At 52.4% G+C, this 13,821-nt stretch carries 10 protein-coding genes; 6 read left to right on the forward strand and 4 right to left on the reverse strand.

Going from position 1 to position 13,821, the window contains the following annotated elements; all coding sequences use genetic code 11:
• Nucleotides 1–13 precede the first annotated feature (13 nt).
• The 3 genes from LA756_RS08620 to LA756_RS08630 all read right to left on the reverse strand — a co-directional run bounded on the left by LA756_RS08620 (nt 14) and on the right by LA756_RS08630 (nt 3,595).
• Nucleotides 14–1,102 (reverse strand): glycosyltransferase family protein, encoded by a 1,089-nt coding sequence (locus LA756_RS08620; RefSeq protein ID WP_224439466.1) that lies wholly within the window; start codon nt 1,100–1,102, stop codon nt 14–16.
• 180 nt (nt 1,103–1,282) lie between these two features.
• Nucleotides 1,283–2,179: a UDP-2,3-diacylglucosamine diphosphatase gene (locus LA756_RS08625; protein WP_224439467.1), complete on the reverse strand. Its 897-nt coding sequence runs from the start codon at nt 2,177–2,179 to the stop codon at nt 1,283–1,285.
• Nucleotides 2,180–2,626: 447 nt separating this feature from the next.
• Complete coding sequence (locus tag LA756_RS08630) at nt 2,627–3,595, reverse strand: 3'-5' exoribonuclease YhaM family protein (RefSeq protein WP_224439468.1); 969 nt, start codon at nt 3,593–3,595, stop codon at nt 2,627–2,629.
• Nucleotides 3,596–3,838: 243 nt separating this feature from the next.
• Here LA756_RS08630 and proS point away from each other — a divergent pair, with 243 nt between their 5' ends.
• Nucleotides 3,839–5,359 (forward strand): proline--tRNA ligase, encoded by a 1,521-nt coding sequence (gene proS / locus LA756_RS08635; protein ID WP_224439469.1) that lies wholly within the window; start codon nt 3,839–3,841, stop codon nt 5,357–5,359.
• A gap of 91 nt (nt 5,360–5,450) precedes the next feature.
• Here proS and LA756_RS08640 read toward each other — a convergent pair whose 3' ends face one another.
• Entirely contained in the window at nt 5,451–6,470 is a 1,020-nt protein-coding gene (locus tag LA756_RS08640) for a DUF1559 domain-containing protein (protein ID WP_224439470.1), read from the reverse strand.
• A 566-nt stretch (nt 6,471–7,036) separates the two neighbouring features.
• Between LA756_RS08640 and LA756_RS08645 the strand changes: the two genes are divergently transcribed.
• The 5 genes from LA756_RS08645 (at nt 7,037) to LA756_RS08665 (ending at nt 13,798) form a co-directional block, all read left to right on the forward strand.
• Nucleotides 7,037–8,386: a porin gene (locus LA756_RS08645; RefSeq protein WP_224439471.1), complete on the forward strand. Its 1,350-nt coding sequence runs from the start codon at nt 7,037–7,039 to the stop codon at nt 8,384–8,386.
• 126 nt (nt 8,387–8,512) lie between these two features.
• Entirely contained in the window at nt 8,513–9,049 is a 537-nt protein-coding gene (locus LA756_RS08650) for a DUF4416 family protein (protein WP_224439472.1), read from the forward strand.
• A 92-nt stretch (nt 9,050–9,141) separates the two neighbouring features.
• Entirely contained in the window at nt 9,142–10,320 is a 1,179-nt protein-coding gene (locus LA756_RS08655; protein WP_224439473.1) for a glycosyltransferase family 4 protein, read from the forward strand.
• The gene (locus LA756_RS08660; protein WP_224439474.1) at nt 10,304–12,568 is read left to right on the forward strand and encodes an O-antigen ligase; all 2,265 of its coding nucleotides are present in this window, start codon (nt 10,304–10,306) and stop codon (nt 12,566–12,568) included. The genes LA756_RS08655 and LA756_RS08660 overlap by 17 nt, the downstream gene beginning before the upstream one ends.
• Nucleotides 12,569–12,619: 51 nt before the next feature.
• Nucleotides 12,620–13,798: a DUF1573 domain-containing protein gene (locus LA756_RS08665; RefSeq protein ID WP_224439475.1), complete on the forward strand. Its 1,179-nt coding sequence runs from the start codon at nt 12,620–12,622 to the stop codon at nt 13,796–13,798.
• Nucleotides 13,799–13,821: the final 23 nt, after the last annotated feature.

A 13,821-nucleotide genomic window follows, 5' to 3' on the forward strand; every position in this document is an offset into this window, starting at 1 on the left:
TAGAGAGAATTGATTAGACCAACGTCGCGGATGGCAAATGCCTACGAATGGCCGCCAAAGCAGGCGGATTTCCGTTGGTTTGGCCACGGTATGCGGCCAGATTCTCGCGAAATTTTGAGATTCCGTCGAGAAACGAAACGAGATTGGACTTCGCGAACGATTCGATCGCGGTCCAGCTTCCCACACCCATCTCTTTCAGGAAGTGGGAATTGATCATCTGCTCGTGGTGCGACGACTCTGGCAATGCCAACACTGGCTTGCCCAAGTAGATCGCCTCGCCGAGCGATTGATTGCCTGCGGCGCCGATCAACGCGTCGCAGTGGATAAAATCTTCGGTGAACTTCTGCTCATCAATTTCATGGAACGTCAGCGGACCATCGCTGGGGCGTTTTCCGAGACCATACACCTTGACTGGTCGATCGCACGACTTGAGAAGTTGCAGCGTATCGTCGGTGGTTGCCTTTCGCACGTACGAGAGGATGTAACCTTCTTCCGACGGCGTGGCGTTGCACACGTCGGGGCGGAGCAGGGGGCCGACCTGAACCACATCCTTGTAACCCGGCCGAAGCTCAGGGGTGAAGAACGACGATACGACCGTCGACTGCTTCTCGACATGATGCGCCTTGACGACAAACCCCATCGCCCACGCATACCACTGCAAACTGGCCGGAAGCGACGATAAGTCGTACGCCAACAGAAAGTCTTGATGGTTCAAGCTGACGACCGGAATCTCGCACGCTTTGCCTGCTTTGGGCAAGATCGGCTCGAAGTCGGAGACGATCAAGTCAGGCTTTTCTGCTTTGAGGATCTCCGACGTTTCGCGAACATTCCGTCGCAATTGCCCCAGGAACTTGAGCCCTTGATAGATCGACTTGGATAAATCCAAGCGACGTTTGGTGTAATAAAACTTCAAGCCCGGCAAACGGCGAACTTCCACTCCAGGAAAGTCTGAAGTGTTATAAATCGGGGCGAGGAAGTCGTATGCTTCATTCGGAGCGAACAAAACCAACTCGTGCTCGTGACGAAGATGCTCCGTCATCGTACGAACTCGGGCTGCGTGTCCGCGCCCTTCACCCGACATGCTGTAAAAGATTTTCGCCATGGTAGTTGGGAAGAATCCTTTAGGCGAAACGACTTGAGCATGCTCCTCATGCCTATCAAGTCCATTTCGCGGAACGATCACCGCTGACGCCGTGAATGTAATGTATAAGCCGCGAATATCTTGTGAAACAAGACAATTTCTTTGTTTCGGTGGTTCATCCTTGATACGCGAAAACTGTCCTCAGACAGGTTGATCCGCAGAAAAAGGAACTGCTAAAACGGGGGCCTCGTCCGATCCCCGCAAATCGACTCCCAGTGCTGCAGCCATCAATTCCTGCCGGCGACGCTCGACTTCCGCCGGATCCAATGGGATTACCTGGGCCGCATCCCGGTTGGTTTCATGGGGTGCTTCGATTATCTCATATCGCCCGTCGGCATACTCTAGCAGGGCGGTGCTGTTTTCAATCCAATCGCCGGTGTTGTAATAAGTGACGCCATGCTTTTCGACTACAATCGGCGTATGAATATGGCCACAAATGACGCCCTGGCACTGCAGCGATTTGGCATGCAGCATCAGCGTATCTTCAAAATCGCTGACGAACTGAACGGCTGACTTGACGTTCTTTTTAATCGAAGCGGCAATCGGCAGTCGGCTTAGGTTGTAATGACGTCGCCAGCGATTGATCCGTTCGTCTGCCCAGCAGATCGAGTCATAGAGGAACGACCCGAGCACGGAAATCCACTTCGCTTTCTTCTCGACTTGATCAAACTTATCGCCGTGCGTTACCAGAATGCGCCGACCGTTGGGACAGTGGTGGATAAACTGATCCGCGATGTCGACAAAGTCGAACTTGAATCGGAAGCTGCGGAGGAAATCGTCGTGATTCCCAGGCGTATAGAAGATCTTGGTTCCTGACTGCGACATCTCGAATAGCCGGCTGAGGATCGCGTTATACACCGGCTCCCAGTGCCAACGCTTGCGTAACCGCCAGCCATCGATGAAGTCCCCCACAATATAGATGTACTGTGGTTCGTGTTCGTTCAGCAGATCCAAAAAAGGTTCGACCCGAGTATAGGGACAACCCAAATGCAGATCGCTGAAGAATAATGTTCGTACCCGATCTCGATTTCGCGACATGGCACCCATAATTTGACAGGCTCCATCCTGATCGAAGGTCTGAGGACTCGAAAGGAATCAGCCGTCGGGCCGCCGAAACTTGCTGCAATCCTGCAAAAGTTTCAGCGATAGCTTAAGGAAACCTTTCGGAACATTAGCTGTTATGGCACGAGATCGTTGAGAAGTAGTGAATCGGTGATAAAGGTCTCATAAATCTGAAACACCCTCACTCGCCCACTGTGCGGCGCCCCACGACAGCAGACTGCCACCCACGTGATCGCCGTAAGGCATTTCCCATAAATGACTTGCGCAACAACAACTCGATTTCGGCGGTGACAAAACCGATTAAATGAATTCGGAAATTCATATCGATTAGCGCAGCAATTATCGACAATGAATCGACAATTGCCTCACGTGGATAAAATGTCGCTGAAAATCCGCGAACGCTAAACTGCTCGCAATTAGCGGTTAAGAGCCACTTCCTTTGAACAGCTTGCGACCGAACTGCGGACTGTACGACGTCCAGTTACTATCGCTGTTCATGTCGTCGGCGAGCAGCTTATCGAAGCCATGCATATGAGCGTCGAGGCTGTCGATGTAATGAAGTGCGAGAGCTTCGGCCGTCATCGGAACTTTAGGGCTACCGAATTCCAGCTTGCCATGATGGCTGACGACCATGTGCTTGATTCGCAAAGCCAATTCCTCGGGGAATTTCTCGCCAGAGAGCTTCTCCGCTTCGGCGGTCAAACGGTCGACAATGCTGACACCACTGACCAAATGCCCGATCAATTGCCCCTCGTCACTGTAGGCCAGGCCCTTATCGCTGCTCAGTTCATCGACTTTGCCGATGTCGTGAAACAAGACACCCATTACCAACAAGTCTTCATCGACCTGCGGATAAAACGGGACAATCGCTTTGGCGACTTTGATTAGGCTGACGACATGCTCAAGCAAACCACCTTCATAGGCGTGGTGGTTTTTGATCGCGGCTGGCGACTTACGAAATCGCGAGATCAAATCTTCGTCAATCAGGAAGCATTCTGCCAGATTCCGCAGGTGGATATTGCGGATTGCCCGCAATTGATCGCCCAGCTCCTTCAGCATTTCATCCATACGCTGCGGGCTGACCTGCATGAAGTCAGACTCGTCGACATCCTTGGCCTCAATACGTTCAACGTGCGAAACGATCACTTGCATCGCTCCGTTGTAGAACTGCGACGTTCCTTGGATGCGGACGTAGTCGCCATCCTCGAAACGCTTGTAGATCGCATCACTGGCGTTCCACATCATTGCATTGACCGAACCTGACTTGTCGGACAATTGCATCTGAAGGTAAAGATTCCCTTGACGGTTGGGGCGCAATTGCTTGCCTGATGCCACGTAAACTTCGTTGATGTTTTCGTTCTCGCCCAGCTGCGTAACGCTTCGTCGCGACATCCTCAGTCCTGTCTATCTAATATTGGTTTGGCCATCCCGGCTCAATTTTTTGCGGTCCCCCCGAAAGGTAAGACGCTGGCGATTCTAGAGACGCCCCAGATTCTCAACAAGGACCCGCCTTTCAGGTTGCATGGATCCACACCGACACCTCGGCTGTCCCCATATCGCAGATTTTTTTAGAATGCCGTTCCTCCGTAATGTCAAAGTCTGCCTTTATTAACGTCTAGAAGCATAGGCATCCCGATGGCCAAGGCGCCCAAGAACGCAATTAGCCCGACCCGAGAAGTCGATTATCCCGAGTGGTACCAACAGGTCATCAAAGCGGCCGACCTGGCAGAGATCTCCCCCGTGCGAGGGTGCATGGTGATTAAGCCATGGGGATGGGGCATTTGGGAAAACATGCAAAAAGTTCTCGACGGCATGTTTAAAGACACCGGCCACGAGAATGCTTACTTTCCACTCTTCATTCCGATGAGTTTTCTCGAAAAGGAAGCAGAACATGTGGAAGGTTTTGCAAAAGAATGCGCCGTTGTTACGCACCACCGACTCGAGCCTGGTCCCGATGGCGGCTTGGTCCCTGCCGGCAAACTGGACGAGCCGCTAATCGTTCGCCCCACAAGCGAAACGATCATTGGGGCTATGTACGCGAAATGGGTTCAATCGTACCGTGATCTGCCGATCCTGATTAATCAGTGGGCCAATGTAGTGCGCTGGGAACTTCGCACGCGAATGTTCCTGCGGACGGCCGAGTTCCTTTGGCAGGAAGGCCATACGGCCCATGCGACGGAAGAAGAAGCCCTCGCAGAGACACGACAAATGCTCGAAGTCTACGCGGACTTTGCCGAAAACTACATGGCCATGCCGGTTATCAAAGGGGAAAAGCCTTCCTGGGAACGCTTTCCAGGGGCCAACATGACGGTCAGCATCGAAGCAATGATGCAAGATCGCAAAGCCCTACAAGCTGGTACTTCCCATTTTCTGGGGCAAAATTTCTCGAAGGCCCAGGAAATCAAATTCCAATCAGCCGAAGGAACCGAAGAGTTCGCCTGGACCACTTCCTGGGGTGTTTCCACGCGTCTGGTCGGCGGGCTGATCATGACGCACAGTGACGACGACGGGCTCGTTGTCCCACCGCGATTGGCTCCAAAGCATGTTGTGATCTTGCCGATCTACCGTAGCGATGAAGAAAAAGCTGCCGTGCTCCAGTTCTGCGACGATTTGGAATCGAAGCTTAAGGGTCAGACTTACGATGGCTCGCCGGTTCGTGTGATGATGGACGACCGCGATTTGCGTGGTGGCGAAAAAACCTGGCACCACATTAAACGGGGTGTGCCGATTCGAGTAGAAGTTGGCCCCCGCGACGTTGCCTCAGGCAGCGTTTTCGTAGGTCGCCGCGATCAGAGCCCGAAGGACAAGCAGGGAATCCCCGTCGATCAGTTTGTTGCTGAAATTGCTGATACGCTGGCTGAAATTCAAAACGGCCTGTTTGAAAAGGCAAAGAAGCTCCGCGACGACAACTCGCGCAAAGTCGATAGCGTCGATGAACTTAAGAAATGGTTCACGCCGAAAAGCGACAACAAACCTGAAATCCATGGCGGCTTCGCGTTCGTCCACTGCGCGGATGTTCCAGAAGTGGAAGAAGAGCTGAAAAAGCTTAAGCTCACCGCGCGATGTATTCCTGTAGATGGCGAGGAAGAGCCAGGAAAATGCCTTTTCACAGGACAGGACGTTGCCAAGCGAATGGTGATCGCCAAAGCCTATTAGGCATTGTTGTTCGGACATCTCAAGAAATAAAAACGGGTGCGATTTATCGCACCCGTTTTTTTGTTTGTTCTTAGCTGCCAGCGGCGCCAACTTAGTTGATCACGGTACCGTCAGCCATGGCGGTACGCTGAATCCAAACGGTGTTGTCGATCGTCAATGGAATGGAAGCGACCGAACCGTCCCCGTTCACACACTGAAGCGTAGCATGACGCGTGCTTGCCGATCGGGCCGTCGTATTGATGGCGTCCACCGAAATAAACAGTGGAGCAAACAACGTAGACGCTGGAGTACCAGAGGTTGGCACATAGCCAGCGGAGTCAATCAAATCAGTCGGTGCTGAAGTCGCTCCTGGGTAGTAACCAATGAATGAAGAGCGAGCGCTACCAGCAGTGATAAACGCCGGTGAACCTTCATTGGTTTGCGTTGTATCTCCACCAGACGGAGTCGTAAATCCAGCAGCGGCAACTTCGGCGACCATCACGGTGTTCGACATACCGTCCTTCACGTTAGCCGTGGACGTTTGACGCGTCGGACCTGGACGGAACATGCCGCTAAGATCTACCGGCCGTGTGAAATACGTAGTGGACGAATTGACGAATGCAGGGCGCGTGAAACTACCAGAGGCAGCATCGTTGTCACTTGCATTAAATTGCTGTCCAGCAACAAGCGAACGCCAGCCCTCGGCACCTGCGTAGTTCGTAATGCCAACTTCCTGAACCGAGGCAAAGTCCCCCATTTCTGGATCAGATGGACACTGCAGGATTTCTAACTGTTGATTCAAAAAAGCTTGATCGTCAGCATACGCATCGAAGTTCAGGCTTTCGTACAGCGCACTTTGTTCAAGTTCTGGCAAAATCTTTGAGAGCCAAGTAAATCTAGCCGCATCAACAGCAGGTGGAAGTTTCCCTTTTTCTGACAGGTAGAGATTGAGAGCAATCCCCAGTTGCTTCAGATTATTCTGACACTGAGCACGTCGAGCCGCTTCGCGAGCCATCTGAACGGCTGGGAGCGTCAAACCGACGAGAATTCCGATGATCGCAATAACGACCAAGAGTTCCACAAGTGTGAAACCGCGACGTGCGCTCGTCGCGCGAGAAACATAACTGTTCATACGAATAGACCTTCCGGGCGAGTCGAGAGCCGGCACAGATGAGTTGTTGGCTAAGAAAGCTGGCTGCTTTGTATTTCAATTTGATTGTTACCGAATCATCGACATAACTCAAGTGATTTGTCGACTTAGGCCAACTTGCACGCACATCTGTACACTAAATCATGGCCAATACCCCCACCATTAGACCAAACCCACCGCCACATAAGGGTTTAGTTCTCGTCCAAATGTCAAAAAGGGGCACTTAGGCACCTTTTGCGGATATCGCAAAGATACCGGGCGAAGAATAGCGGAGTGAATTTCCTCGGCGTCTGTCTCGATAAACCAACTAAACCTGGACTAGCTGCGAGAAGCTACGCACCTCCTGTCGTGCCCCTTGGCGGCGATGGATCTTCTGGTTTTGCCCTGACAGGCAAGTCATTCAGAAGATCAATAAAGAGGTTCGATGGGACGCGTAAGTTTTATTACCCGCCCCGATGGACACGGGCGTTTAAGCATTCCGAGCGGCGGGTTGGGTAATTCGCGTTATGGACGCTCACGAATTCCTGGGAATTGGAGGGAGTTTTACGATGAAAATGGATTGGAAGGCCGCCATGTTGGCAGCCGCAATGATGGTCGGCGGTTCGACCGTCGCTTCGGCTCAGGAAGCTGGCTACTACGACGCCAGTCAAGTGAGCTACAACGCAATCGCTTCCGATTGTGGTTGTGCGACGGACGTAGCTTGTGGCTGCGATGCAGCTCCGACCTGTGCTTCGGATTGTGGTTGCTACAGCGATTGCTGCTGTGGTGGCATGGATTGGTTTGGTTGCTGCGAACATGGCGATCCCTGGACGCTGTTCGGCGAAAACGATTGCGGGCTGACCATTGGTGGTTGGATCTCCGGTGGTTACTACGGTAACTTCCGTGGCGTTAACACCAACAACGGCAACGCTCCTGTCGCTTTCCGTCAGATCTCGAACGCTGCCACGCTGAACCAAGCTTGGATTTACGCTGAAAAGGCTGCTGACGCCGAAACTTACTGCTTCGATCTCGGTTACCGAGTTGACGCAGTCTTCGGTGCTGACGGTCCAGACACGCAAGCCTTCGGTTACGGCGATCGATATCGCTGGGACAACGGCTGGAACTCGGCCACCACGGCTGATGGCGAAGACCTTTACGGTTCGGCCATTCCACAGGCTTACGTGACGGCTGCTTGGGGCGATTGGGAAGTCAAAGTCGGTCACTTCTACACCATCATTGGTTACGAAGTGGTTCAGGCTCCTGACAACTTCTTCACCTCGTACGCCTACACGATGAACTACGGCGAACCATTCACCCACGGTGGTGTGCTCGCTACGTACAGCGGTATCCAAGACACGACCCTGTGGGGCGGTTACGTTCAAGGTTGGGACACGGCTTTCGACAACTGGGAAGCTCAAGCGACCTTCCTCGGTGGTATCAGCCGCGACCTGTCGGATCGTACGACCGTCACTTGGGCTGTCAACGCCGGCGACTGGGGTAAGACCAACGGTGGTAACATCTACATGAACAGCTTCGTGCTGACTCATGACATCGGATGTGGCTACAGCTACGTCTTCCAGCACGACTTGGGCATTCAGTCCAACCTCGGTGCTGCAGAAGCCAACTACTGGTACGGTGTTAACCAGTACCTGTTCAAGGAAATCAACGACTGCTGGTCGGCTGGTATCCGTGCTGAATGGTTCTGTGACGAAGATGGTAGCCGTGTTGGCTTCGGCCCAGGTAACTACTACGCCACGACCGTTGGTCTGAACTGGAAGCCTACCGCGAACATCACCGTTCGTCCGGAAGTTCGCTTCGAGAAGTTCGACGACCTCGATGGTGCCGGTGGCACGCCTTACGCTGAAGGCACCCACGACGACATCGTCCTGTACGGTTTCGACGCTATCTTCACCTTCTAAGGTGTAGACAGTCGAAAGACGACATAAAAAATGCCGCGGGTGGCAACATCCGCGGCATTTTTATTTCTTGTAAGATAGTCCGTATTCTAACGTGTCGTTCGTTTTCTCTCTGAAAGGTATTTCCCGTTGGGAGCCATCCAAGATCCCCGCCTGGTGCTGCCGATCATTGCCGCATTCAGCCGCTACCCCGAAGCATTGGCATGGGGAAAGCAAAAAGCGGAAGCCGAATGGGGTGAAATTGCCCTGACAAGCGAACCATTTCTGCTCACTGAAACGACGTACTACGACAAAGAAATGGGACCGGGACAATACAAACAGTTCTGGGCTTTTTCAGAATTGCTGTCTCCTGGAACGCTGCCGGATTGGAAAATTCAATCCAACAAATTCGAGGAAACCTACGCCCAGGAAAGCGAATGGCCAGAGCAGCGGCCCCTGAATCTAGATCCAGGATATATCTCGGAAGCGAAGTTAGTTCTCGCGACCACCAAAGACCGTGACCATCGGCTTTTTCTTCGCGACGGGATCTATGCGGAAGTAACGCTGCATTACCGCCGCAAGGCTTGGACTTCATGGGAATGGACCTATCCCGACTATCAGCGAAGTGAGTACCACGCCTTTTTTGACAAGTGCCGTAGCTACCTTCGACAAAAGCTCAATACCTAGAAAGCCTGAAGACGGTCTACGAATCGGCTCCACTTTAAATAGAATGGAGTCTTCCCTTTTTTCTTTGATCGACCACCAGTGTAGGAAACATCGTGACCTGGAGCCCGAGCATTGCTTTTGCGTTTGTCGTTGCGGCAATGCTGCCGGGGATGCTCTTATCGCTTCTTACGACAGCTTTAGTTCGCCGCTGGGCCCCAAAGCTTGGCCTGGTTGATCTCCCCAACGAGCGAAAAGTTCATGTCACTCCAACCCCGCTTGGTGGCGGAATTGGGATTTGGGTGGGACTTGTTGTGCCGTTTGCCATTGCCCAAGGCGTAGTGTGGCATGCGGTGAATCACCCCGACATGACGTTCAGTTCTGGCCTATTGCAGCGGGGCTGGGAATTCGCACAGCCTCATTTGGCAGGCTATCAAGACAAAGCTCTTTCGCTGTGGACTTTATTGACGCTCGCAACCGTTTTGGCCACGGTTGGCTTGCTGGATGACCTGACCGGACTTGGCTGGAAAATTCGGTTGGCGGTTCAGTTTGCAGTGGCGGCGGTTGTTGTCTGGGTTCTCGACTGGAAACTGAGCTTCTTCATTGACATTCCCTGGCTGCCCGATGTCGTCACGCTGTTTTGGATTGTGGCGTTGATCAATTCGTTTAACATGCTCGACAACATGGACGGGCTTTCCGCGGGAATTGCCGGAATCGGATCCTTCATGTTGGCTTCGGTATTGTTGCTTGCCCCAGATCCCACAACAGCAGGACCACAACTGTTCGTCGGAGGATTTCTGCTGGTGTTAACCGGCTCGATCATTGGATTTTTGTATCACAATCGTCCGCCCGCCAAAATCTTCATGGGCGACGCCGGTAGCTATCTCATTGGGTTTTGTATGGCCGTGATGACAATCCTGGCAACGTTTGGCAGCTATGAAGAGAATCGCCAACACGCGATTTTGGCCCCCCTTTGTATCTTAGCGGTCCCGCTCTACGACTTAGTGACGGTGCTTTATATCCGCCTGCGTGAAGGTCGCAGCCCGTTTCAAGCCGACAAATGCCATTTTTCGCACCGCCTGGTCGAGATGGGATTCAGCAAGACCAGCGCCGTCTTGGTAATTTATCTGCTTACCGCGACATGCGGCTTGGGAGCGTTACTATTACATCAAGTCGACTTGGTTGGTGCTATTTTAGTGCTGCTCCTGGTTTTTTGCGTGCTTTGTTTGATTGCGTTGATTGAAAAAGCCGCGCGACGAAAAGAACGAAATCGAATCGATGGCAGCGAAAACTAAACGCGAGAAACATTCCTCCAACGGCGAATCCCAATCCTCGCTGTTACCTCACTTGGTCTTAGGGGGAGTCGCGTTTCTTGTCGTTGTCACGCCGCTCGTTTCGAGCGAAGGTTCGCCCGAACGCGGTGCCGAACTTTGGCTAGCCGTAGGCTGGTCTCTCTTACTTACGCTGTGGGGTGCCACAGCTATCATGAAACCAAAACTCGAACTTCGCTGGAGTTGGCCAGAGACTTGCCTTCTCGGATTTGTGCTATGGCTCGCGTTGTCGACCTGGTTCGTAGCTGGTGAAGGAAATCTACGCTCGGCATTCAATGGGTTTTGGGATCATGCCCATTTATTGATCGCCTATTTTTTGATACGGCAATGCATTGTCACCGAGAAACAGCGAAGTGCGATTCTGTCAGCGATGATTTGCCTGGCAGTGTTTGTCTCAACGTTCGCCATCTATCAATATCGAGTCGAGCTTCCAGCACAGCGTGCGGCCTACGATGCCAATCCCGAGCAAGTGCTTATCGAGAACGGAATCGATCCTGATCCGAATAATCCAGTTCGAGCTTTGTTTGAAAGCCGTCTCGACAGTACCGAACCGACGGCGACATTTACGTTGACGAATTCGCTGGCCGGATTTCTCGTCCCGTGGCTCTTGCTCTCGATCGGATGGCTGAAAAACGCTTTCAGTGATGGCCCAAATTGGAAGCGTGTCGGTGGACTCACGCTGGCGGTGACGGTTGTCTGTATCTGTTTGCTGTTGACTAAGAGCCGAACCGCTTGGCTGGCAAGTTTGTTCGGTCTTACTGTCTTAGGTTTCTACGCGAGTGGGATTGGCAGACGGGTATCGTGGGTCATTCCCGCAGCTGGCCTCACGGCAATTCTCGGAATTTTCATGCTCGGGTTTGCTACCGGCGTCTTAGATGTAGAGGTTCTCAGCGAAGCCCCCAAATCTGTTCTCTACCGACTTCAATACTGGCAAGGAGCTGCGGCGATTGTTGCCAGCAATCCCGTTTTTGGATGCGGACTGGCGAACTTCCAAGGCTACTATCCAGAGTTCATGTTGCCGATGGCGAGTGAAACGGTCGCCGATCCTCATAACTTTGTATTTGAAATCTGGGCGACGGCTGGCACCCCCGCATTGCTGCTCTTTCTAGCAGCTATGACATTTTGGGTGATTCGACTTGCGAAATCTCACGACCATCCGCCGGAAGAAGTTGCACCGCAACGAGAGAGTGAAGACGTCCCGAATTCTTCCACGCCGATTGCTCTTGGTGCCGCTCTCGCATTTCCGTTCGCACCGATGCTGCAAATGATCATGCAGGAAGTCTCACCTGACTTCATGCCACAAATCGTTGGCCTGATTCCGACGCTTGCCGTTGCGTTCGCACTGAGCCAGGGAACATCACAAGCTCGCAACTTGCGGCTGTATCTAATCGTCGCGATATCGGCACTGGTTGTCGACCTTTTAGCTGCCGGCGGTATTAGCTTTCCCAGTGTCGCAGGTTCACTATACCTTTTGGCGGCAGTCGCATCTCCGGCGAAACCAACCGTGGTGCTTGACGACTGGCGAGGAAAAGGGCTACCGCTGGCCATTGGTGCCGTTGGGCTTCTCGTTGTCACATTGTGGGGAATCCAACCATCTCAGGCGCGTAGAACTCAAATGGGTCAGTCGACGCTCGCCGCTCGACAAGGAAATTGGAAGGCGATGGAGCAACATGCTTTGCTCGCAACTCAGGCCGACCCATGGAGCAAAGAAGGGCCATCGGCTCTGGCAAACATTTACTACCAAGGCTGGACGAACAATTCGGATGCTCCGTTGAAAGCACGAAAGCCGCTGCTCGATAGCTTCGACGAAAGTCTGGCGATGACGTTTCGCAGAGCCGGCCGTTCCTTTCCTTTGCACTTTTCGGCTGGGAACTGGTATCTCGATATCTATCGGCAGTCCAACAATCCGCAGCATCTTTTGCAGGCAACCGATCATTACCGGCAAGCGGCTAAGCTTTTTCCTAACCGAGCGATTCACCATGCTCAGCTTGCCTGGGCCCTCCATCTGGCGGGTCTCGATGAAGAAAGTTCCGCGGAGGCAGAAGAGGCGTTACGCTTGGATGCCCTGAATCCCCATGTCGAACGAAGCCTTGAAAAGCTGAAAATTCATGATCCAGGGCCATTCAATCCTAATGATCAAGCAAAAGCAGGGCCTTCGCAGGAACTTTCTGCCAAACAAGTTGTTGAGAATTTGCGTACAATGGGAGGATAGCTATCATGCAACTTCCTCCCCTCAACTGACTACTTTTCCCATAGACGCTTCATGAAACCGATTGCACTTCTCTTGGTCTGTCTACTAATCGGATCCGCTGCGGGCTTTGGATTCGCTTATCGTGACGCTTCGCTTCCCAATCATTTTGGGCCTGTGACCGATCCCGATCAGTCCTGGAAAGAAGTTCAAATTTCCGAGGACGCTCCCAAAGTCGAAGTGGAAGGGGGAACCGTCTACGCGTTTGGTCGCATGGAACTGAACTCAGTCGGGAAACATACCTTTATTGTCAAAAATGTTGGGCAGGGGACACTTGAGCTGACCATGGAAGGCACCACGTGTAAGTGCACTATGGCCGACTTAAAAGAAGGGGATACGCTGAGTGTCGCTCCCGGTGAATCGACCGAAATCAAACTCGAATGGCGTCCCAAGGCTTATCAGGAAGATTTCGCTCAAACCGCTCGCATCGCGACTAACGATCCTCGGTTGTCAATGCTGGAACTTCGTATCACGGGAAGTGTCGTTCAGGCCATTGTCCTCGATCCGACCGAAGTCCGTTTCACCAACTTGGCTGCCGGCGAAACAAGAAAAGCTGCTACCAAAGTGCTGAGCTTCAAAGAGGCCTCATTTGAAATTGAAGACCTAAAAGTAGATGGAGACGATTCCAAGTTTCTCTCCGCGACTCAGCGTCCACTTAATGAAGAAGAGTTGGAACAGTCCAATGGAGCGTTAGCCGGCTATTTGGTTGAAGTGGAAGTCAAACCAGGCTTGCCACTGGGTACCAATCGTCACAAGGTGATTGCTAAAACGACGAGCGAATTTGCCCCCGAACTTGAAATCCCGGTAACAAGCTACATCGTCGGCGACATTTCGGTTATCGCTGTGAAAAAGTACGAACGGGAAAAGTCAGTCCTTTATCTCAATAAACTGAAGAAATCGGAGGGCACGTCGACCAAGCTCTTTTTGATTGTCAAAGGGCCGCATCGAGACAACGTCGAGATCGAACTTGCCGAAACTCGCCCTAGCTACATGAATGTGGAAGTTGGCGAGGCAGAGTCGATCAATCAGGGAAATGTGCGAAAAATTCCGCTTTCTATCGAAATCCCTGCCGGATCGCCTGAAGGTAATTTTCTGGGTCCAGAACGGAAGGATCTTGGAAAAATTGCGTTATCTGTGAAAGGACATCCCGAGATCCAAGAGGTCAATATTGGTGTTTATTTCTCAGTCGAGTAGATTCACCCATGAATCTTTCACCT

This window comes from Bremerella sp. TYQ1, assembly GCF_020150455.1.
In the GTDB taxonomy this organism is placed as follows: Bacteria; Planctomycetota; Planctomycetia; order Pirellulales; family Pirellulaceae; genus Bremerella; species Bremerella volcania_A.